The sequence below is a fragment of the Streptomyces europaeiscabiei genome (assembly GCF_001550375.1).
In the GTDB taxonomy this organism is placed as follows: Bacteria; Actinomycetota; Actinomycetes; order Streptomycetales; family Streptomycetaceae; genus Streptomyces; species Streptomyces europaeiscabiei.
This window is the reverse complement of the sequence record NZ_LRTR01000191.1, coordinates 1-21390: the sequence shown is the minus strand read 5'-3', so window position 1 is coordinate 21390 and position 21390 is coordinate 1. Positions and strand designations below refer to the sequence as shown.

General features: G+C 70.1%; 21 protein-coding genes. 12 read left to right on the top strand and 9 right to left on the bottom strand.

The window, feature by feature from the left end:
* Positions 1-167 precede the first annotated feature (167 nt).
* The 8 genes from AWZ10_RS09340 to AWZ10_RS47455 all read left to right on the top strand — a co-directional run bounded on the left by AWZ10_RS09340 (position 168) and on the right by AWZ10_RS47455 (position 9131).
* A complete protein-coding gene (locus AWZ10_RS09340) occupies positions 168-1226 on the top strand; it encodes a BMP family lipoprotein (RefSeq protein ID WP_107084590.1) in 1059 nt (352 codons plus the stop codon).
* Positions 1227-1635: 409 nt separating this feature from the next.
* Complete coding sequence (locus AWZ10_RS09335; RefSeq protein WP_046706686.1) at positions 1636-2688, top strand: BMP family lipoprotein; 1053 nt, start codon at positions 1636-1638, stop codon at positions 2686-2688.
* Between the two features lie 272 nt (positions 2689-2960).
* Positions 2961-4529 carry an ABC transporter ATP-binding protein gene (locus AWZ10_RS09330; RefSeq protein WP_060890847.1) on the top strand — a complete coding sequence of 523 codons (1569 nt, stop codon included), beginning with the start codon at positions 2961-2963 and terminating at the stop codon, positions 4527-4529.
* Positions 4529-5665, top strand: coding sequence for an ABC transporter permease (locus AWZ10_RS09325; protein ID WP_037694467.1), 1137 nt, complete (start codon positions 4529-4531; stop codon positions 5663-5665). The genes AWZ10_RS09330 and AWZ10_RS09325 overlap by 1 nt, the downstream gene beginning before the upstream one ends.
* A complete protein-coding gene (locus AWZ10_RS09320) occupies positions 5662-6936 on the top strand; it encodes an ABC transporter permease (RefSeq protein ID WP_060890843.1) in 1275 nt (424 codons plus the stop codon). Before AWZ10_RS09325 ends, AWZ10_RS09320 begins: the two co-directional genes overlap by 4 nt.
* Positions 6933-7325 (top strand): cytidine deaminase, encoded by a 393-nt coding sequence (locus tag AWZ10_RS09315; protein WP_037694471.1) that lies wholly within the window; start codon positions 6933-6935, stop codon positions 7323-7325. Before AWZ10_RS09320 ends, AWZ10_RS09315 begins: the two co-directional genes overlap by 4 nt.
* Positions 7326-7403: 78 nt before the next feature.
* Positions 7404-8687: a thymidine phosphorylase gene (locus tag AWZ10_RS09310; protein WP_046706683.1), complete on the top strand. Its 1284-nt coding sequence runs from the start codon at positions 7404-7406 to the stop codon at positions 8685-8687.
* Between the two features lie 57 nt (positions 8688-8744).
* On the top strand, positions 8745-9131 hold the full coding sequence (locus tag AWZ10_RS47455; RefSeq protein ID WP_078935497.1) for an STAS domain-containing protein: 387 nt from the start codon (positions 8745-8747) through the stop codon (positions 9129-9131).
* Here the strand turns inward: AWZ10_RS47455 and AWZ10_RS09305 are convergent.
* Positions 9024-10034, bottom strand: a complete 1011-nt coding sequence (locus AWZ10_RS09305; protein ID WP_046706682.1) for a sigma-70 family RNA polymerase sigma factor — start codon at positions 10032-10034, stop codon at positions 9024-9026. The genes AWZ10_RS47455 and AWZ10_RS09305 overlap by 108 nt on opposite strands.
* A gap of 199 nt (positions 10035-10233) precedes the next feature.
* A complete protein-coding gene (locus AWZ10_RS09300) occupies positions 10234-11511 on the bottom strand; it encodes an MFS transporter (protein WP_046706681.1) in 1278 nt (425 codons plus the stop codon).
* A gap of 66 nt (positions 11512-11577) precedes the next feature.
* On the opposite strand from AWZ10_RS09300, the gene AWZ10_RS09295 reads away from it, so the two are divergent.
* Entirely contained in the window at positions 11578-12546 is a 969-nt protein-coding gene (locus tag AWZ10_RS09295) for a LysR family transcriptional regulator (protein ID WP_046706680.1), read from the top strand.
* A 70-nt stretch (positions 12547-12616) separates the two neighbouring features.
* Here AWZ10_RS09295 and AWZ10_RS09290 read toward each other — a convergent pair whose 3' ends face one another.
* Positions 12617-13387 (bottom strand): alpha/beta hydrolase family protein, encoded by a 771-nt coding sequence (locus tag AWZ10_RS09290; protein WP_046706679.1) that lies wholly within the window; start codon positions 13385-13387, stop codon positions 12617-12619.
* A 113-nt stretch (positions 13388-13500) separates the two neighbouring features.
* Here AWZ10_RS09290 and AWZ10_RS09285 point away from each other — a divergent pair, with 113 nt between their 5' ends.
* Complete coding sequence (locus AWZ10_RS09285; protein ID WP_046706678.1) at positions 13501-14664, top strand: adenosine deaminase; 1164 nt, start codon at positions 13501-13503, stop codon at positions 14662-14664.
* 133 nt (positions 14665-14797) lie between these two features.
* Positions 14798-15169: a hypothetical protein gene (locus tag AWZ10_RS09280; RefSeq protein WP_046706677.1), complete on the top strand. Its 372-nt coding sequence runs from the start codon at positions 14798-14800 to the stop codon at positions 15167-15169.
* Between the two features lie 78 nt (positions 15170-15247).
* Here the strand turns inward: AWZ10_RS09280 and AWZ10_RS09275 are convergent, their stop codons facing one another.
* The 5 genes from AWZ10_RS09275 to afsQ1 all read right to left on the bottom strand — a co-directional run bounded on the left by AWZ10_RS09275 (position 15248) and on the right by afsQ1 (position 19200).
* Complete coding sequence (locus AWZ10_RS09275) at positions 15248-15448, bottom strand: PspC domain-containing protein (RefSeq protein WP_046706676.1); 201 nt, start codon at positions 15446-15448, stop codon at positions 15248-15250.
* Positions 15449-15572: 124 nt separating this feature from the next.
* Entirely contained in the window at positions 15573-16127 is a 555-nt protein-coding gene (locus AWZ10_RS09270; RefSeq protein ID WP_078935496.1) for a VanZ family protein, read from the bottom strand.
* Between the two features lie 195 nt (positions 16128-16322).
* Entirely contained in the window at positions 16323-16937 is a 615-nt protein-coding gene (locus AWZ10_RS09265; RefSeq protein ID WP_240439756.1) for a hypothetical protein, read from the bottom strand.
* Complete coding sequence (locus tag AWZ10_RS09260) at positions 16934-18475, bottom strand: ATP-binding protein (RefSeq protein ID WP_046706675.1); 1542 nt, start codon at positions 18473-18475, stop codon at positions 16934-16936. Before AWZ10_RS09260 ends, AWZ10_RS09265 begins: the two co-directional genes overlap by 4 nt.
* 47 nt (positions 18476-18522) lie before the next feature.
* Positions 18523-19200, bottom strand: a complete 678-nt coding sequence (gene afsQ1 / locus AWZ10_RS09255; RefSeq protein WP_013001223.1) for a two-component system response regulator AfsQ1 — start codon at positions 19198-19200, stop codon at positions 18523-18525.
* Positions 19201-19508: 308 nt separating this feature from the next.
* Here afsQ1 and AWZ10_RS09250 point away from each other — a divergent pair, with 308 nt between their 5' ends.
* Positions 19509-20276, top strand: a complete 768-nt coding sequence (locus tag AWZ10_RS09250; RefSeq protein ID WP_079076791.1) for a SigE family RNA polymerase sigma factor — start codon at positions 19509-19511, stop codon at positions 20274-20276.
* A gap of 257 nt (positions 20277-20533) precedes the next feature.
* On the opposite strand, the gene AWZ10_RS09245 is transcribed toward AWZ10_RS09250, so the two are convergent.
* Entirely contained in the window at positions 20534-21163 is a 630-nt protein-coding gene (locus tag AWZ10_RS09245) for a uridine kinase family protein (protein ID WP_046709082.1), read from the bottom strand.
* Positions 21164-21390: the final 227 nt, after the last annotated feature.

The following is a 21390-nucleotide window of genomic DNA, read 5'->3' as shown; positions in this document are numbered from 1 at the left end:
GTCCCACACATCCCTTTCGCTCCCATGGTTCACGAGGACGTAACGGCCACCGGCACGAATGGATAACGGCCAGTCGAAACCCCGTTCCCAGGAGGGTCTACGCGCGTTAATGTGCGCCGAACTGAGCACCCGGTCGCGGGGCTTTGCAGAAGATGGGGAACTTCAAGATGCGTCGGATTTCCAAACTGACCCGCGTCGCGGTGGGGGTCGCGTCGCTGGCGCTCGCCGCCACGGCCTGTGGTGGTACCAGCAGCGACAGCAGCAGCAGCGGTAGCGAGACCAGCAAGGGCGAAAAGGGCCTCGCGCTCGCGTACGACATCGGCGGCAAGGGCGACCAGTCCTTCAACGACGCCGCGTACGCGGGCCTGGAGAAGGCTCAGAAGGAATTCGGGTACAAGACCGAGGACATCGAGCCCACCGAGGGCGAGACGGACGCCGACAAGCAGCAGCGTCTGGAGTCCCTGGCCAAGCAGGGCTACAACCCGGTCATCGGCGTCGGCTTCGCCTACGGTCCCGCGATGGAGGCCGCGTCGAAGCAGTTCCCGAAGACGACCTTCGGCATCGTCGACTCGGTCGTCGAGGGTGACAACGTGGCGTCCCTCGTCTTCGCCGAGCAGGAGGCCTCGTACCTCGCCGGTGTCGCGGCCGCCAAGGCCACCAAGACCAACACCGTGGGCTTCGTGGGTGGTGTCGACATCCCGCTCATCCACAAGTTCGAGGCCGGTTACAAGCAGGGCGTCGAGGACACCAGCGGTGGCAAGGTCAAGGTTCTCTCCCAGTACCTGACCCAGACCGCCGAAGAGGGCGGCTTCTCCAGCCCCGACAAGGGCAAGGCCGCCGCCGAGGGCCAGATCGAGAAGAAGGCCGACGTGCTCTACGCGGCCGCCGGTCTGTCCGGGCAGGGTGTCATCGAGGCCGCCGCCGCGGCCAAGGTCTGGGCGATCGGTGTCGACTCCGACCAGTACAACCAGGAGGCCCTGGCTTCCTACAAGGACTCCATCCTGACCTCCGCCCTGAAGGACGTCGGCGGCGCGGTCTACGCCCTCGCCAAGTCCGTCGAGGACGACAAGCCCCTCACCGGTGTCCAGACCTTCGACCTGAAGGTGGACGGCGTCGGCCTGGCCGACTCCAACCCGAAGATGGCCGAGATCGCCGGCCTCTCGGACGCGGTCGCCAAGGCCAAGAAGGAGATCATCGACGGCACCATCAAGGTGAAGACCGAGTAGTCGTCGGTCTCCGGGTGCCAAGAGGCCTCCGAGTGACCTGAAGCGGGCGGGTGCACCTGTGCACCCGCCCGCTTCACGTATACGCCGCTTCACGTATACGCCGGTTCAGGGTCGCTGTACGCCGGTCAGGGCCGCGCCCGCCCGCCCCGGGGGTGCGGGGCCGCGTCGATCCGCGGAGCCGCCGCGTGGGCGCGACCAGCCACAACGAACCCGCAGCCCACACTCCACCCCCAACACCCCCGCACCACCACCGGGCGAACCTTGCAACACGGCCCCATAACAACGTGGTCCACCGGGGTTTCCCGCAGGGTCTACGCGCGTTACTCTGCGGCGAAAGCCATACAAGGCGCCGACGCAGTGAAGCACTACTGAGCAGTACCCCCGGCGCTGTACGACAGGAGCACCACACATGCGCCGGGTTTCCCGCACAGCGGTCGCAGGCGCAGCGACCGCCTCCCTCGCCCTCGTCCTCTCCGCCTGCGGCGGCACCTCGACGGAGGCCTCGTCCTCCGCCGACGCCAAGGGCGACATGGGCCTCGCCATCGCGTACGACGTCGGCGGCAAGGGCGACCAGTCCTTCAACGACGCCGCTTACGCGGGCCTGGAGAAGGCGGAGAAGGAGTTCGGGTACGAGACCGAGGACATCGAGCCCACCGAGGGCGAGACGGACGCGGACAAGGAGCAGCGCCTGGCCTCCCTGGCCAAGCAGGGCTACAACCCGGTCGTCGGTGTCGGCTACGCGTACGCGACGGCCGTGAAGGCCGCCGCCGAGCAGTACCCGGACACCACGTTCGGCATCGTGGACGACTCCACGGTCCAGCTGGACAACGTCGCGGACCTGGTCTTCTCCGAGGAGCAGGCCTCGTACCTTGCCGGTGTCGCGGCGGCCAGGAGCACCAAGAGCAATGTCGTCGGCTTCGTCGGCGGCGTGGACATCCCGCTGATCCACAAGTTCCAGGCGGGCTTCGAGCAGGGCGTCAAGGACACCAACCCGAAGGCCAAGGTCCTCAGCCAGTACCTCACCCAGACGGCGGAGGAGGGCGGCTTCTCCAGCCCCGACAAGGGCAAGACGGCCGCCGAGGGCCAGATCGAGAAGAAGGCCGATGTCGTCTACGCGGCCGCCGGTCTGTCCGGCCAGGGCGTGATCGAGGCGGCCGCCGCGAACAAGATCTGGGCGATCGGCGTCGACTCCGACCAGTACCGGCAGGAAGCCCTCGCGAAGTACAAGGACTCCATCCTGACCTCGGCGACGAAGGACGTCGCCAAGGCGGTGTACAACCTGGCGAAGTCGGTCGAGGGCGGTAAGCCCGGGACCGGTATCGTCAGGGGCGATCTGAAGACCGGCGAGGTCGGCCTCGCGGACTCCAACCCGAAGTTCACGAGCGACACCGAGCTCCAGGAGGCCATCACCACGGCCAAGGAGAAGATCATCAGCGGCGAGATCAAGGTCAGGACCAGCTGATCCAGGTCGTGACCTGCTGACCCAGCTACACCACGAGCAGCCGGGTGGCCCCGGGGGAGTTCAGGCAAACCCGAGGCCGCCAGTAACCGCGGGGTTACGTCCGCTCAACGGGGTACGGGGAGTATCGCTCCCTGTACCCCGTTGTCACGGTGCGTCGCCGCCCGCTTTCGATGCCGTAGGGGCGCTACGCGCGTAGACGACCCCCTTTCCCAGGAGAGTGCGCCATCAACGCGTCCAGCAGCCCTCCGGCCGACGTGGCGGTCAACGGTCAGGTGACCGCCGTCGAACTCGCCGGTATCACCAAGCGATTCCCCGGGGTCGTGGCCAACCACGACATCCACCTCACCGTGCGCAAGGGCACCGTCCACGCCCTCGTCGGGGAGAACGGCGCCGGCAAGTCGACCCTGATGAAGATCCTCTACGGCATGCAGAAGCCGGACGAGGGCACCATCGCGGTCGACGGCGAGCAGGTCTCGTTCTCGTCCCCGGCCGACGCCATCACCCGCGGCATCGGCATGGTCCACCAGCACTTCATGCTCGCCGACAACCTCACGGTCCTGGAGAACGTGGTCCTCGGCAGCGAGAAGCTGTACGGCATCGGCGCCAAGGCCCGCCGCAAGATCAAGGAGATCTCCGACCGGTACGGCTTCGGGGTGCGCCCCGACGTCCTGGTCGAGGAGCTGGGCGTCGCCGAGCGCCAGCGCGTGGAGATCCTCAAGGTCCTCTACCGCGGCGCCCGCACCCTGATCCTGGACGAGCCGACCGCCGTGCTCGTACCGCAGGAGGTCGCAGCGCTCTTCGCCAACCTGCGCGAGCTCAAGACGCAGGGCCTGGCGGTCATCTTCATCTCGCACAAGCTGGGCGAGGTGCTGTCGGTCGCCGACGAGATCACGGTCATCCGGCGCGGCACGACGGTCGGCACGGCCGTCCCCTCCGAGACCACTCCGCGCCAGCTCGCCGAGCTGATGGTCGGCAGTGAGCTGCCCACCCCGGAGACGGCCGAGTCCACGGTCACCGACCGCCCCGTCCTCACCGTCAAGGACCTCCGTCTGGAGGCCGTCGGCGGCAAGGCGCTGCTCGACGACATCACCTTCACCATCCACGCGGGCGAGGTCCTCGGCCTCGCCGGTGTCGAGGGCAACGGCCAGACCGAGCTGGTCGACGCGCTGATCGGCCTGAAGTCCGCCGACTCCGGCACGATCGCGCTGGCCGAGGACGACATCACCACCTGGCCCACCCGCAGGCGGCGGGAGCAGGGCGTCGGCTACATCCCCGAGGACCGCCACCGGCACGGTCTGCTCCTGGAGGCCCCCCTCTGGGAGAACCGTATCCTCGGCCATGTGACCGAGCGGCCCAACGCCAAGGGCGTCTGGCTCGACCCGAAGGCCGCCCAGGAGGACACCCGCCGGATCGTCGCCGAGTACGACGTCCGCACCCCCGGCATCGACGTCACCGCCGCCTCCCTCTCCGGCGGCAACCAGCAGAAGCTGATCGTCGGCCGCGAGATGAGCCACAAGCCGCGCTTCCTGATCGCCGCCCACCCCACCCGCGGTGTGGACGTCGGCGCGCAGGCCCAGATCTGGGACCAGATCCGCGAGGCCCGCCGCGAGGGCCTGGCCGTGCTGCTGATCTCGGCCGACCTGGACGAGCTGATCGGCCTGTCCGACACCCTCCGGGTGATCTACAACGGCAAGCTGGTCGCCGACGCCGACCCGGCCACCATCACCCCCGAGGAGCTGGGCTCGGCCATGACCGGCGCCGCCACCGGCCACCTCGAACACGAAGAGACCCCCGAGACCTCGGCGGACACGTCCGAGTCCGAGGAAGACGAGGCCCGCTGATGAAGAAGTTCGACAGGGAGCGCGTGCTCCTCGCGGTGGCCGGCCCGGTCCTCGCGCTCGCCGTGGCCTTCGCGCTGACCGCGATCGTGCTGCTCGCCTCCGGCAAGAACCCGGTCGAGCCGTTCACGATCATGTTCGAGCAGGCCACGTTCTCCGACATCCAGGTCCGGATCATCAACCAGGCCTCGCTGTACTACGTCGCGGCCCTCGCGGTGGCCATCGGCTTCCGGATGAACCTGTTCAACATCGGCGTCGACGGCCAGTACCTGCTCGGCGCCATGGCGGCGGCGATCGTCGGCGCCCACGTCGACCTGCCGGCGTTCCTCCAGATCCCGCTGCTGATGCTCACCGCGATCCTCACCGGTGCCTTCTGGGCCGGCATCGCCGGTGTCCTCAAGGTCACCCGGGGCGTCAGCGAGGTCGTCGCGACGATCATGCTGAACGCGATCGCCACCTCCGTCATCGGCTACCTCTGGCTGCCGAACGTCTTCGGCGTCAAGGTCGGCAACAACAACACCACCGGCGAGATGGCCGAGTCCGGCTGGGTGCCCGGCATCGACATCGGCGCGGCCGGCGAGATCTACGGCATGGTCGTCCTCGCCGTACTGCTCGGCATCGGCTACTGGATCGTCCTCAGCCGCACCCGCTTCGGCTTCGACCTGCGCGCCTCCGGTGCCTCGGAGACGGCCGCCGCGGCCAGCGGCGTCGACCCGGGGCGCATGGTGCTCACCGCCATGCTGATCTCCGGCGGCATCGCCGGCCTCGCGGGTCTGCCCATCCTGCTCGGTGACACCCACACCTACAGCCTCAACTTCCCCACCGGCATCGGCTTCCTCGGCATCGGCATCGCCCTGCTCGGCCGCAACAGCCCGGTCGGCATCGCCTTCGCGGCCCTGCTGTGGGCCTGGCTCGACAAGGCCTCGCCCGAGCTGGACTTCCACGACTACGACAAGGAGATCGCGGTCATCATGCAGGGCCTGATCGTGCTCTCGGTCGTCGTCAGCTACGAGACCGTGCGCGAGTGGGGCCTGCGCCGCCAGCAGCGCCGGGTCGGCGCCGAGCTCGCCGCGGGCAACGTCCTGGGCGCGGACGCCTCCGACAACAACAACGTCAAGAAGGAGGTGGCGGGCCGATGACCACGAGCACCACCGCGACCGACGTCAACCAGCCCTCGCTGCAGCCGGCCGCCCCGACCGGCCGCAAGCTGTCGCTGCCCGTGCTGCTGCTGGTCATCGCCGGTGTCCTGGCACTCACCTCGATCGTCCGCATCATCACCGGCGCCGACGGCATCACCAACGTCAGCCAGATGTCCACCGCGCTGGAGCTGGCCGTCCCGATCGGCCTCGCCGGCCTCGGCGGGCTGTGGGCCGAGCGCGCGGGCGTCGTCAACATCGGCCTCGAAGGCATGATGATCCTCGGCACCTGGTTCGGTGCCTGGGCCGGCTTCCAGTACGGCCCGTGGACCGGTGTCCTGGTCGGTATCGCCGGCGGCGCGATCGGCGGTCTGCTGCACGCCTTCGTCACCGTCACCTTCAACGTCAACCACATCGTCTCCGGTGTGGCCATCAACATCCTCGCCCTCGGCGCCACCCGCTACCTCGCCCCCCTCGCCTTCGAGGGCCACCAGGGCGGCTCGGCCAAGCAGTCCCCGCCGGTCGACTCCCTCGGCCAGTTCACGGTGCCAGGGCTCTCGGACGCGCTCCAGACCCTCAACGAGAAGGGCTGGTTCTTCGTCTCCGACCTCGCCGGCCTGCTCGGCGGCCTGGTCACCGACGTCTCCTGGCTGACCCTCGTCGCCGTCGCCCTGATCCCCGCCACCTGGTGGATCCTGTGGCGCACCGCCTTCGGTCTGCGCCTGCGCTCCTGCGGCGAGAACCCGATCGCCGCCGAGTCCCTCGGCGTCAACGTCTACAAGTACAAGTACCTCGCCGTGATCATCTCCGGTGGTCTGGCCGGCCTCGGCGGCGCCTTCCTCTCCATCGTCGCCAACCCCTTCTACCTGGAGGGCCAGACCAGCGGCCGCGGCTACATCGGTCTCGCCGCGATGATCTTCGGCAACTGGATGCCGGGCGGCCTCGCCGTCGGCGCCGGCCTCTTCGGCTACACCGACAGCCTCAACCTGCGCGGCGGCTCCGAGAACGTCCACGCCCTGCTGCTCCTCGGCGCGCTGCTGCTGGTCATCGGCGCGATCTGGCAGGCCGTCCGCAAGACGTACGTCCCGGCCGCGATCACCTTCGTGATCGGTGCCCTGGTCTTCACCTGGTACGCGACCACCAACGAAGTCCCCAACCAGGTCGTCGCCGCCACGCCGTACGTCATCACGCTGATCGTCCTCGCGCTCTCCGCCCAGCGACTGCGGATGCCGAAGGCGGACGGCATGCCGTACCGGAAGGGACAGGGCAAGTGACCGCCGTCGACTGGGCCGGGCTTCGCACGGTGGCCCGGGACGCCATGTCCCGGGCGTACGCCCCGTACTCCGGTTACCCGGTCGGCGTCGCCGCCCTCGTCGACGACGGCCGCACCGTCTCGGGCTGCAACGTCGAGAACGCCTCGTACGGCCTCGGCCTGTGCGCGGAGTGCGGCCTGGTCTCGGAGCTGCACCGCACGGGCGGCGGCCGTCTCACGCACTTCACCTGCGTGGACGGCAAGGGCGAGATCCTCGTCCCGTGCGGCCGCTGCCGGCAGCTGCTGTACGAGTTCGGCGGCCCGGACCTCCTGCTGGAGACCCCGGCCGGAATCGTCCCCCTCTCGGAGATGCTGCCCCAGGCCTTCGGCCCGGACCATCTCACCAAGTGACTCCTGTGCGGCCCCTCTGAGTTGCTCAGGGGGGCCGCACACGTTCGAAAAACCTCGAAAAGGAAAGCCATGACGTCTTTGTCGATGGATGCCATCTCCGTCATCCGCACCAAGCGGGACCGCGGCGAGCTCAGCGACGAACAGATCGACTGGGTCATCGACGCCTACACCCGGGGCGAGGTCGCCGACTACCAGATGGCCGCACTCAACATGGCGATCCTCCTCAACGGCATGGACCGCCGTGAGATCGCCCGCTGGACGGCCGCGATGATCGCCTCCGGCGAGCGCATGGACTTCTCGTCCCTGTCCCGCCCCACCGCCGACAAGCACTCCACGGGCGGCGTCGGCGACAAGATCACCCTCCCCCTCGCTCCCCTGGTGGCGGCCTGCGGCGCGGCCGTCCCCCAGCTCTCGGGCCGCGGCCTCGGCCACACCGGCGGCACCCTCGACAAGCTGGAGTCCATCCCCGGCTGGCGCGCCCTGCTGTCCAACGAGGAGATGCTGAACGTCCTGGACGAGGTGGGCGCCGTGATATGCGCGGCGGGCGACGGCCTGGCGCCGGCGGACAAGAAGCTCTACGCGCTGCGGGATGTGACGGGAACCGTGGAAGCGATCCCCCTGATCGCCTCCTCCATCATGTCGAAGAAGATCGCCGAGGGGACGGGCTCCCTGGTCCTGGACGTGAAGGTGGGCACGGGAGCCTTCATGAAGACCATCGAGGACGCCCGTGAGCTGGCGTCGACGATGGTGGGCCTCGGAACCGACCACGGCGTGAAGACGGTCGCCCTCCTGACGGACATGTCGACCCCTCTGGGCCTGACGGCGGGCAACGCGCTGGAGGTCCGCGAGTCGGTCGAGGTCCTGGCCGGCGGCGGCCCCGCGGACGTCGTCGAGCTGACGATCGCCCTGGCCCGCGAGATGCTCGACGCGGCCGGAGTGAAGGACGCCGACCCGGCGAAGGCACTCGCCGACGGCTCGGCGATGGACGCCTGGCGCCGCATGATCGCCGCTCAGGGCGGTGACCCGGACGCCGCACTGCCGACCTCGCGCGAGCAGCACGTGGTGAAGGCGAGCGCCTCCGGCGTCCTGACCCGCCTCGACGCGTACGACATCGGCATCGCCGCCTGGCGCCTCGGAGCGGGCCGCGCCCGCAAGGAGGACCCGGTCCAGGCCGGCGCGGGCGTCGAGATGCACGCCAAGCCCGGCGACACGGTCACGGAGGGCCAGCCCCTCCTCACCCTCCACACGGACACCCCGGAGCGCTTCGAGTACGCCCTGCAGGCCGTGGCGGGTTCGTACGACATCGCGGCCGCGGGCACGGCGTTCACCCCGACCCCGATCGTGCTGGACCGGATCTCCTGAGGCAGAGCCGACCGGACCCGTCCGGTCGGCCCACGGCGGGTGTGGTCGCCCACCGCGATGAGTTCCGGGATTCCGCCCGGTCTACCGATCGTGGACGCGACGACACCCGCCGTACTCGTGCTGCCAGGCCCCGTCACCCGGAACGAGGTGCCTCGGCTCTGTGCCGAGGTACGAGCGCGACTGGAGGAGACCGGGGCCGGGGCCGTGGTGTGCGATGTCGCCGGGATCGGCCCACCGGGCCTGGGCGTCATCGACGTACTGGCCCGGTTGCAGCTTGCGGCGAAACGGGCCGGGGGCCGGATAAGCCTGCGGGACCCCGACCCGGCGCTGTGCGCGCTACTGCGGCTGGTCGGGCTTGACCTCGATGTGGAGGGGCAGGCCGAAGAGGGGGAACCAGCGGGCGGTGTCCAGGAAGCAGTGGAATCCGGCGATCCGGCCCTCTGAGATCTCCAGCGCCTGCACGGCCCACGCGCTGAAGCCGCCCTTCTCCGGGTCCGGCTTGTACTGCGCGAAGCCCGGCAGGCCGTTCACCGCGACCGGCACGAGGTGCGAGCCGGCACAGGCCGCGCCGAGCGTGGTCATGAACCCGGTGATGTCGCCCGTCCCGGTCAGCCACAGGTCGAACGGCGGCATCGTCATGACCGCGTCCTCGTGCAGCAGAGCCGTCAGGGCCGCCATGTCGTACCCCTCGAAGGCAACCACATAGCGCTCAAGCAGCTTCTGCTGCTTCTCGTCCAGCGGGTCGGAGACATCGGCCGCCGCGACCTGCCCGTCCCCCTCGGCGAGGGTCGCGCGGGCCCGCTGCAAGGCGCTGTTCACCGAGGCCACGGACGTGTCGAGCAGTTCGGCGACCTCGCTCGCCCGCCACGCCAGCACCTCACGCAGGATGAGCACCGCACGCTGCTTCGAGGGCAGCTTCTGCAGCGCCGCGACGAACGCCAGCCGCACGGACTCCTTGGCCACGGCGGCCTCCGCAGGATCGGTGGTCGTCGGCAGCACCCGGGCGTCCGGCACCGGCTCCAGCCAGGTGTTGTCGGGCCGGGGGGAGAGGGCGGCCCGGGCCAGGGGCGTCGAGTCGGTGAGATCCATGGGCCGGGCCCGCTTGTTCCCGGCGGTCAGCATGTCGAGACAGACGTTCGTGGCGATCCGGTAGAGCCACGAACGCAGCGAGGACCGGCCCTCGAACTTCTCGTAGCTCCGCCAGGCGCGGATCATCGTGTCCTGCACGGCGTCCTCCGCCTCGAAGGACGAGCCGAGCATCCGATAGCAGTACCCGGTCAACTCGACCCGGTGCTTCTCCAACCGGACGTCGAGATCCGCCGTCGCTGTCGCCGTACCGTCACCCATGGCCAACCCACCCCTGTGGCATACCTGTGCGTACCAACACCTCGGAAGCTATCGCAGCCCACTGACAACGGCCTGGGGAAGGAAGGAAAGGCCAGGTCGGGGGTTGTACGCAGTTCCCCGCGCCCCTGAAGGGGCGCGGGGAACTGCGCGAGCGAGTGGGGGAGGGACGGGTAGGGGCGGCGGGGGCGAAAGAACGAACTCAGTGCACCGGCACCGGCCCACGCCGAGCCGCGTGGGACCCCACCACGGTGATTGCGACAACCCCCAGCACGGCGAGCAGTCCCATCGAAACGGTCCCGCCCCAACCCCCCGCGTGGAAGGCCACCGCCCCGAGCGTGCTCCCCGCACTGGACCCCACGTAGTAAGCCGACTGATACAGCGCGGACGCCTGCGCCCGCCCCTCCTTGGCCGTATGACTCACGGACGACGAGGCGACCGCATGCCCCGCGAAGAACCCGGCAGTGATGAGCACCAGACCCAGCAGCACCAGCACCAGCGAGTCGGACAGCGACACCACCAGCCCGGCGGTCGTCGTACCACCCGCGAGATACAGCGCACCGCGCCGCCCGAGCCGCCCCGCCAGCCTCCCGGCGGTGGACGCCGACACCGTACCCACCAGGTACACGAGGAAGATCGACCCGATGACCCCCTGCGGAAGGGAGAAGGGCGCGTCGGCCAGTCGGTAGCCGATGACCGTGTAGACACCGCCGAAGACCGTCATGAACAGCGCACCGATCGCGTACAGCCGGCACAGCAACGGATTCCCGAGGTGCGCCCGCACCGTCCGCCCCAGCACCCGCGGCCGCAGTGACCCCGCCACGAAGTGCTTCGGCGCCGGCAGCAGCAGCCGGAAAGCCACCGCGCACCCCACGGCGATCACCCCGAGCACCGCCAGCGCGACCCGCCAGCCCCACTCCTGAGCGACCCACCCGGTGACGACGCGGCCGCTCATGCCGCCGACGCTGTTGCCGGCGACGAAGAGCCCGATCGCGGTGATGAGGGCCTTGGGACGGACCTCCTCGGCGAGGTACGCGGTCGCCGAGGCCGGCACCCCGGCCAGCGCGGCGCCCTGCACGGCCCGCAGCACCACCAGCGCCCCCAGCGAGGGCGCGAAGGGGATCAGCAGCCCGACCGTCACGGCGATGGCCAGCGACGCCGTCATCACCGTACGCCGCCCGAACCGCTCCGACAGCGCGCTCATCGGCAGCACGAACAGTGCCAGCGCACCGGTCGCCGCCGACACCGTCCAGCTCGCCGCGCTCGCCGTACTTCCGAAGCCGTCCGAGATCAGCGGCAACAGGGCCTGCGTGGAGTACAGGAGGGCGAAGGTCGCGACACCCGCGAGGAACAGCGCCAGACTCATCCGGCGGTAGCCGGGCCCACCGGGGGCCACTCGGGAGTCGGCGGTGTGGAGACGGTCGGACGTGGCTGGTACGGCGCCCACGGTGGTGGACGCCTCGGTACTGGCGGAAGGCATGCCTCGAAACTACGTACGCCGCCACTCATCCGTCCAATGCATGGAACCCCCATAATCGTTCCCGTGATGCATGAGCAGAGGTCAGAGCCGCGCCTGTCACCGTCCGGTGACACAGGAGACATCGACAGCATCGAGGACATCGTCCTGCGCCTGGCCCCCCGCCTCGCCTACTTCGCCGGAGTGGCCCGCACCGAGCACGTCACCCGGGCCGCACAGGAGATGCAGGTCCCGCAGTCGACGCTGTCGCGGGCGATGGTCCGCCTCGAACGGGACCTGGGCGTCGACCTGTTCGCCCGCCGGGGGCGCACGGTCTCCCTCACCCACGCCGGACGCACCTTCCATGCCTCCGTGGAACGCGCCCTCGCCGAGATCGAGCGCGCCGCCGACGAGGTCCGCGCCGACGCCGACCCCGCCACCGGCAAGGTCGCCTTCGGCTTCCTGCACACCATGGGCGCCGAGACCGTCCCCGGCCTCCTCCAGGCCTTCCGCGCCGAGCACCCCCGTGTCCGCTTCAGCCTCGTCCAGAACTACGGCGAGGCCATGCTCGAACGCCTGCGGGCGGGCGAACTCGACCTCTGCCTCACATCCCCCGTCCCGGACGCCCCCGACCTGGTGGCCCGCCGCCTCGACGAACAGAAGCTCCGCCTCGTCGTCCCCGCCGGCCACCGTCTCGGCGCCCGCAGGCGCGTCCGCCTCGCCGAGGCCGCCGACGAAACCTTCGTCACCCTCGAACCCGGCTACGGCATGCGCCGCATCACCGACGACCTCTGCAAGGAGGCCGGCTTCAAGCCCCGCATCGCCTTCGAGGGAGAGGAGGCGGAGACCCTACGGGGCCTGGTGGCGGCAGGGCTGGGCGTGGCCCTCCTGCCGCCCCCGGCCGTCCCCAGGCCGGGAGTGGTCGAACTGACGGTCACGTCCCCGAGGGCGGCCAGGGAGATCGGCGTGGCCTGGCTCGACGGCCACCCGGACACACCTCCGGTGGCGGCCTTCAAGAAGTTCCTGCTGTCGAGAAGGGGCAACCTGCTGCCGGACTGAGCGGCAGCGGACCCGGCGGCGCGGGGAACCGCGCGACAAGCCCCGTCGACCCGCTGGCGTGCCACGAACCTCAGACGCGCCTGGGCGAGCGGGCCGTCCCGAAGCCGGAGGCAAGCGGCATACGCAGCCCCAACGGCGGCGGGGCCGCCAGCGCGTCCTCCACCGGCCGCGCGAACGGCCGGCCGAACAGCACCCCCATCACGAAATCCGAAGCCAACGCGTGCACCTCGTCCCGGTACTGCGTCAATGCGTGCCGATCCGCGTGCACCTCGAACCGGCAGATGCCGGGGTTCGTCTTCTTCGCCCGCGCCGCGAACCGGAACGACAGCTCGGGATCCACCCGCTCGTCGTTCGTCCCGTGCACGATGAGCACCCGCCGCCCCGACAACTGCTTCACCGGTTCGGGCGGCGCGGCCACATCCTCCTCGGGCAGCCAGGGAGCGATGGCCAGCACGGAGTTGACGGCCTCGTGCCCACCCGCGTGCAGCGCGGCCCGCGCCCCCATGTGGAGCCCGGCGAGACACACCGGCACGTCTCCGTACCGCCGGACCACCTCGTCCGCGGCCCACTCGGCGTCCCGCGCGAGCCGCGCCTCCGTGCCGTTCCAGCCCCGGTAGCGGTAATGCACGACATGGGTCGCCAGCCCCTCCGTACGGCCCGCGCGGGCGAGCCGGCGGCCGAGGGCGCGCACGGAGGCCGTGGCCATCATGGGGGAGGGTCTGCGGGTGGATGCCTCGTCACCGGCCGGGAGAAGCAGAACGACTCCGCTGACCGTGCTCGGCTCCGGGCCGATCGTCCGCCCAAGTCGGGGCGTACGGACCGGCATTGCTTGCTGCGCCATGACAGAACAGTGTCAGAAGACATGGTGTACGCCACCCGTCCTGTGGGTCACCGTTGGATATCGACGGGATCATCCGACAGGCGCTCTACGCGCGTAGGCTATATCGTGCGAAAATGACGAACCAGACCGGCCCGACCGGTAACACCCCGGACTCGGACCAGATCCGCCGGGCGCCCAAGGTTCTGCTGCACGACCACCTCGACGGCGGCCTGCGCCCCGGAACCATCGTCGAACTCGCCCGCGACAGCGGGTACGCCCAGCTCCCGGAGGCCGACCCCGACCGGCTCGGCGTCTGGTTCCGCGAGTCCGCCGACTCCGGCTCGCTGGAGCGGTACCTGGAGACCTTCTCCCACACCGTCGGCGTCATGCAGACCCGTGACGCGCTGTTCCGGGTCGCCGCCGAGTGCGCCGAGGACCTCGCCGCGGACGGCGTCGTCTACGCCGAGGTCCGTTACGCCCCCGAACAGCACCTCGAAGGCGGGCTCAGTCTGGAAGAGGTCGTCGAGGCCGTCAACGAGGGCTTCCGGGAGGGCGAGCGGCGGGCCAGGGCCGACGGCCGCCGTATCCGCGTCGGCGCCCTGCTCACCGCCATGCGGCACGCGGCCCGCGCTCTGGAGATCGCCGAACTCGCCAACCGCTACCGCGACCTCGGCGTCGTCGGATTCGACATCGCGGGCGCCGAGGCCGGCTACCCGCCCACCCGCCACCTTGACGCCTTCGAGTACCTCAAGCGCGAGAACAACCACTTCACCATCCACGCCGGGGAAGCCTTCGGACTCCCCTCCATCTGGCAGGCGTTGCAGTGGTGCGGCGCCGACCGGCTCGGCCACGGCGTCCGCATCATCGACGACATCCAGGTCCACGAGGACGGCTCCGTGAAGCTCGGCCGCCTCGCCTCCTACGTCCGTGACAAGCGCATCCCGCTGGAACTGTGCCCCAGCTCCAACCTCCAGACCGGCGCCGCCCGTTCGTACGCCGAGCATCCCATCGGGCTGCTGCGGCGACTGCACTTCCGGGCCACCGTGAACACCGACAACCGGCTGATGTCGCACACGAGCATGAGCCGTGAATTCGAGCATCTGGTCGACGCCTTCGGTTACACGCTCGACGACATGCAGTGGTTCTCGGTCAATGCTATGAAGTCAGCATTCATTCCTTTCGATGAACGACTGGCCATGATCAACGACGTCATCAAGCCCGGATACGCCGAGTTGAAATCCGAATGGCTGTTCCGCCAAACAGCCTCCACCAGCGCTTCTGTCGACGAAAAGAGCTGAACGGCAACTTCGGGAAGCGGTCGCGCAGATGGCGACGCGGCCGCTTTTCGATGTTTGCCTCCGGCGGGACTTTGGTGTTTACGTTTCGGCACCGCTCTCCACCCGTCAAACGCATTCCAAGGACGCATTCAACATGAAGCAGTCTGCTGCCAAGACCCTCGGTGTCGCCGTCGTCGGTGCCGCCATCGCCGCTGCGGGCGCGGGCGCCGCGAACGCCGCCCCGAGTGCCCCCGAGGCCTCCCAGGCCCTCGGCACCGTCACCCAGGCGCTGCCCGTGGAGAACCTCACGAAGGCGCTGCCGACCGCCACCGGCGCTCTCGCCCAGGGCCAGAGCGCGCTCGGCGCCGGCCTGGAGGCCGCACGGCCCGCCGCCGCCAACGTCCTCGCCGAAGGACCCACCGCCCCCGTCGCCGGACTGCTCGGCGGCCTCCCCGTCGGCAAGACCCTCCCCGCCAAGGGTCTCGGCGTCAACGGCCTGCCCCTCGGCGGCGGCCCCGCCGCCTGAGGCGAACCACCACGCCCGACGGGGCGCACCCCTCGAAGGGTGCGCCCCGTCGGTGTGCGCGTCACCGGGTCGTGCGCGTCACCAAGCCGTGCGGGCCTTGCCCTCGGAGGGGAACATGATCCACAGGGCTATGTAGAGCAGGAACTGCGGGCCGGGAAGCAGACACGACACTAGGAAGATCACGCGCATCGTGGTCGCGGAGGTGCCGAAGCGCCGTGCCAGCGCAGCGCACACTCCGCCGATCATCCGGCCTTCGGTGGGGCGGGCAAGGCGGCTCATGAGGGCTCCTTCGTCAGCGTAGGACGCCGGCCGCGGGCCGACGGTGGGGCGAGGCCATCTGGCGGCCACCGCTCTCATTTCCACACCTTCGACGCTACGGTGACGAAGCGGACGAAGCGTCCCTCTACGGAGCCATCCCGACCCTGGGAATCGTCGGGGTCCGACCCTGAGACAACTCCTCCCGCCGCAGCCGCGCCGCCCGCACCCGGGTCTCCGCCCTCCGCCGCAGCGCCGACCTGACCACCGGCACCATCGCGACGTGGGCGAGCCCCACCCCGACCGAGTTCAGCAGGATCGAGTCGATGTCGACGACCTGCCCCGGCACCCCCGTCTGCAACAACTCGATGGCCAGCGACAGCAGCGCCCCGGCCGCCACCGACCGGGCCAGCGACGCGAGCGGCGACACGGCCAGTCTCCCGTGCACCATCGGCAGCAGGACGCCCAGCGGAGCCAGCAGCGCCAGCCCCTCACCGATCCGATGGGCCGCCTCCGGCCACCCCAGGGCCAGATCCGCTCTGATCCCCGCGAACGGCCGCAGATTCGGGGGACTCATCCAGGTGACGTCCAGCGGACGCAGCGTGATCCAGGCAACGACCGCGAGATGTACGGCGAGGAGAACACCCCCCGCCGCACGGACACGGACCCCGGCGCTACCGCCGTTCGTACCTTGAGGCTGCACGCCCCCCAAGACGCGGCCCCTGGCACGATCGGTTCCGGTGTCTTTTTTTGGCGCTCGGTTCGCCGCCGGGGCGCGCCCCTTCGGCCCACTCGCCAACTCTTCTGCCGTGATCCGGGCAGTGGGCGTCAGCAGTGATCCGGGCAGTGGGCGTCGCACGGGCAGATCATCGGGCTGGAGAACCCTCGATGCTCCCGCTCAGGAGCCGTTGACCTCCGTCGAAGGCGGGTTGCCCGCGCCCGGGGACGTCTGGGTCTCCGGCGCGCACTCGTAGCGCCTCAGCGACTCGGCGCTCGTGCTGCCCAGTACCACCGAGCCGTTGTCACCGGCGGCCGCGGAGTCGGCGAACGTGCAGACGAGCTGGGCGAGGGCGTACCTGGGGAGGGAGTCCGGGGCGGTGGACAGGCGGAGGGCGTCCTCGGGGTCTCCGGGGGCGGGGCCCGTCACCGTGAGGCCGGCCGGGACGGCGGTGCTGTAGCCGGCCTCGTCCTCGGCGTGGCTGGGGTCGCCGGCCAGGGCGTCCAGCAGGCCCTGTGCGACGACGACGCGCCGCTGGGCCTCCTGGGTGCCCTCGGCCACCTGCACGGAGCGGTTGACCCGCACGAGCGCCCCGGAGCACAGGAGGAAGACCTCCACCGGCATGCCGGAGGGGGTCGCCTGTATCGCGATGTCCGTCACCGACAGCTCGCACGGCACCATCGAGGGCGCCGGGCCGAAGTCCGTCGGCACCTGCGTGGCCCGGATCCCGCAGCCGGTGAGCAGTCCGGCCAGCGCGCCGGTCGCGGCCAGGACCCGTATGCCTCGTATCGTCACTGACCGGCCCCCTCGGTGCCCTGCGGGCCGTCGTCGCCCTGGTCGCCGTCCCGTTCCTCCGCGATCAGCGAGGAAGCGTCGCGGGGCAGGCGGAGGGTGAAGACCGCGCCGCCCTCGGGGGAGTTGGCTGCGATGATCTCGCCGCCGTGGATGTGGGCGTTCTCCAGGGCGATGGACAGGCCGAGGCCGCTGCCCTCGGAGCGGGGACGGGAGGCGCTCGCCTTGTAGAAACGGTCGAAGACGTGCGGGAGGACGTCCTCGGGGATGCCGGGGCCGTGGTCCTGCACCTCGATCAGCAGGTCCTCGCCCTCCTCACGCACCGAGACGCGCACCGGCGAGCCGCCGTGCTTGAGCGCGTTGCCGATCAGGTTGGCCAGGATCACGTCCAGGCGGCGCGGGTCGAGGTTGGTGATGATGCCGCGCTCGGCGTCCAGCTCCACCGCGTCCAGCCAGGCGCGGGCGTCGATGCAGGCGGTGATCTGGTCGGCGATGTCCATGTCGTCGAGGACGAGGCGGGCCGTGCCCGCGTCGAAGCGGGTGACCTCCATCAGGTTCTCGACGAGGTTGTTGAGACGCTGGGTCTCGCTGACGACGAGCCGTACGGCCGGTTCGATCATGGGGTCGAGGCTGCCCGTGTCGGCGTCCAGCTCCTCCTCCAGCACCTCCGTGACGGCGGTGATCGCGGTCAGCGGCGTACGGAGCTCATGGGACATGTCGGCGACGAAGCGACGGGACGCCTCCTCGCGGGCGCTCATGTCGTCGACCTTCTTCTCCAGCGACTCCGCCGCGAGATTGAACGTTCGCGAGAGGTCGGCCAGTTCGTCCGTGCCGGAGACGCGCAACCGGGTGTCGAGCTTGCCCTCGCCGAGACGACGGGCGGCGACACCGAGGCGCTGCACCGGCTTCAGTACGGTCGTGGCGGCGGCCTGTGCGAGCAGCGCCGAGCCGATCAGCGACAGACCCGTGGCGATCCCGAGCGACCAGGCCAGCGAGTTGAGATCCTTCGCCTCCTCCGCCAGGGACTTGCGCATGTAGCCGGTCGGCCCGCCGCCGATCATCTTCGCCCCGCCCACCAGATACGGGGTGTCGCCGTCGATGACCCGCTGCCAGTACACGTGGTACGCGTGCCGGTTGCCCGACGTGAGCTTCTGCCGCTTGTTGACGGCCTTCTGGAGGGACGCCGGCACGTCGTCCAGCGAGAAGCCGGTCAGCGCGTTGTCGGTCGAGGAACCGGAGACCGTCCGGCCGTCGGCGCCCTCGGCGAGGAGCAGCACGCTGGAGCGCTCGCCGCCGTCCGCCATCTTCCGTGCCGCGATACGCAGTTGGTCCTGCGTCGGGTTCGGGCGCAGCGTGCTCACATGGCTCTGCATCTCCCGCTCGAAGTCATTGAGTGCCGCGTCCTGCGCACGCGTCTGCACGGCCTCGCGGTTGAGCCAGTACGCGATAGCGGACGCCGACACGGCGGCCGTGAGCGCCACCAGACCGAAGACCACCACCAGACGCAGCCGCAGACTGGTGAAACGGATCCGGGACTGCACTTTCCTGCGAGCCGCGGCCCAGCCGCGGATCCCCCCTCGAGCCTTCGTCACTGAGGAGTGTCCAACCGGTAGCCCACGCCGCGCACGGTACGGATCAGGGTCGGCGACGACGGTACGTCCTCGACCTTGGCGCGCAGCCGCTGCACACACGCGTCCACCAGGCGGGAGTCGCCCAGGTAGTCGTGCTCCCACACCAGACGCAGCAACTGCTGCCGGGACAGGGCCTGTCCCGGGCGGCGGCTCAGCTCCAGGAGCAGCCGCAGCTCGGTGGGCGTCAGCTGGAGGTCCTCGCCGTTCTTCGTCACGGTCATCGCCGCGCGGTCGATCACGAGGGAGCCGAAGGTCGCCGCGTCGTTGGCCTCGCGCTCACCGCGCCGCAGCACCGCGCGGATGCGGGCGTCCAGCACCCGCCCCTGCACGGGCTTGACCACGTAGTCGTCCGCGCCCGACTCCAGGCCCACCACGACGTCGATGTCGTCGCTGCGCGCCGTCAGCAGGATGATCGGCAGCTGGTCGGTGCGCCGGATCCGCCGACACACCTCGAAGCCGTCGATTCCTGGCAGCATCACGTCCAAAACGATCAGATCCGGCCGCTGTTCGCGCAGCAGCTTGAGGCCATCCTCGCCGGTGGCGGCGGTGGCGACACGGTGCCCCTGGCGCGTCAGTGAGAGCTCCAGGGCCGTGCGGATGGCGTCGTCGTCCTCGATCAGCAACAGGGAAGGCACGGGCTCATTCTGGCCCATGGCATGGCGCCGAATCGACCGTTGGAGCGCTCCCACCCGACACCCGCACACGATCGTGCCGTTCGCGTAGCCGTACGACTCTTCTCTGTGATCAACCTGTGCCCCGACTGGGCCCGGCCCCTGTGACAGGTCTGTGACAGTCGGCGGACACGGCCATGAAGGTGAACGGGCAATCTTTTCGTCACAGGCAAGGAAACGCCGCCCGACAGCACGAGGGGCGGAGCCGGAGAAGCACGAACGAGCACCACGGCACAGCACCACAACCGGAATTCCACGACGGGGGGCGCGAGATGAACACACTGCACGGCAACAGCACTGGCGCAGTTGTCACGCGTCTCCACGACGTCGTCCGGACCGCGGAGAAGTCCGGTGCCGTGAGCGGGCGGGGGTGCGCTCGCGGCACCGGGCGTCAGCACACCACGTACATGTCGGTGGTTGACGCGCATGTGGGGGGAAGCAGCACGGGGGTGACGGGGGTCGCCCACGGGGGAACGGGGACCGCGTACGGGGAGGGCACGGGGGAACGCCGGTCTGTGTCGGAGGCGGAGTTCACCGCCTACGTCCAGGAGCGTCGTGCCTCCCTGTACGCAACCGCCTACCACCTGACCGGAGACCGCTTCGAGGCCGAGGACCTGCTGCAGAGCGCGCTGTTCTCGACCTACCGGGCCTGGGACCGGATCAGTGACAAGGCCGCGGTCGGGGGCTACCTCCGCCGCACCATGACCAATCTGCACATCAGCGCGTGGCGCCGCCGCAAGCTGAACGAGTACCCGACCGAGGAGCTGCCGGAGACGGCCGGCGACACGGACGCGATGCGCGGCACCGAGCTGCGCGCCGTCCTGTGGCAGGCGCTCGCCCGGCTCCCCGAACTCCAGCGGACGATGCTGGTCCTCCGTTACTACGAGGGCCGCACCGACCCGGAGATCGCGGAGATCCTCGACATCAGTGTCGGCACGGTGAAGTCCAGCATCTGGCGGTCGCTCCGCCGGCTGCGCGAGGACGAGGTCCTCAGCTTCGGCCGTGACGAGGAGGAGTCCTTCGGGGAGCTTGTCGCCTGAAGGTCTGTGGGGGGAAGTGGGTAACGGGGGAAAGCGGGGGGAGTACGGGGGGACGGGGGACGTCACGGTGGCGCGGGGGAGCGCCGATGTGACGGCCGGGGGGAAGCCGGCGGGGTCCGGGGGGACCACGACGGTGCGACACGGGGGATCGCGGGGGAAGCGGGACTGGAGGGCCGGGGGGTCCGTCCAGTCCCGTTTTCGTGTCCGCCCTCGGGCCGGCCCGCTGTCCGCCCTGGGGGGCGACACCGGGTGTGCCCTCAGGCCGTCGCCTTCGCGCAGTGGCCCGTGGCGGCCGCCGCCAGCCGGCCCAGCGCCTCGTCCCGGTCGCAGGGGTGGGCGCCCAACTCCGTCTGGCGGGCCACGATCGAGCGCTCCAGACGCATCAGCCGCCAGCCGCGCCGCAACAGGAACGGCACCGACTTGCGCCCCTCCCTCAGATCGCGCAGGAAGCGGCGGCGGAAGGTCTTCACCGGACCACGGGTCAGACACAGCGCGTCCGCCAGGAGGCCGAGTTCACGGCAGCGCCCGACGATCTCGGCGGCGAAGATCCCCTCGGCGATGAACACCGGGGTCCGCTCGATGTGCAGGGCCTCCGCGCCGGTTCGCGCGCTGAGGGAGATGTCGTACGTCGGGACGGTCGTACGGCCCGTGCGGCACAGTTCCCCGATCGCCGCGACGGCGGTGTCCGCGTCCCACGACAGCGGGTGGTCCCAGTCGATGTCGGTGCTGCCCTCCACCTGCGGCAGCGTCGGGTCGTCGCCCTCCTTGTAGAAGTCGTCGAGCCGCAGCACGGGCAGGCCGGAGCGGGCGGCGAGGAGGGACTTGCCTGAGCCGGAAGGACCGGAGAGCAGGACGACCCGGGACGGTATCGGAGGATGCGCACTCACGAGAGTCCAGTGTGAGGCATCGAGCGGCTCCAGCCGAGTCGGCGGGTCGCCCTTGGAGCGCACATCACACCTCAACTACCGTAAGTATCTCTATGATTACTTTCCGAAGTGGAAACGCACAGGAAAAGGCGGCATCACTGATGGCTCGACACTCGGCCCCCCAGACCTCCGGCGCCCGGCGCGCGCTGCTGGCCGTCACCACCGCGGGGGTCGCACTCGGCGCGGAC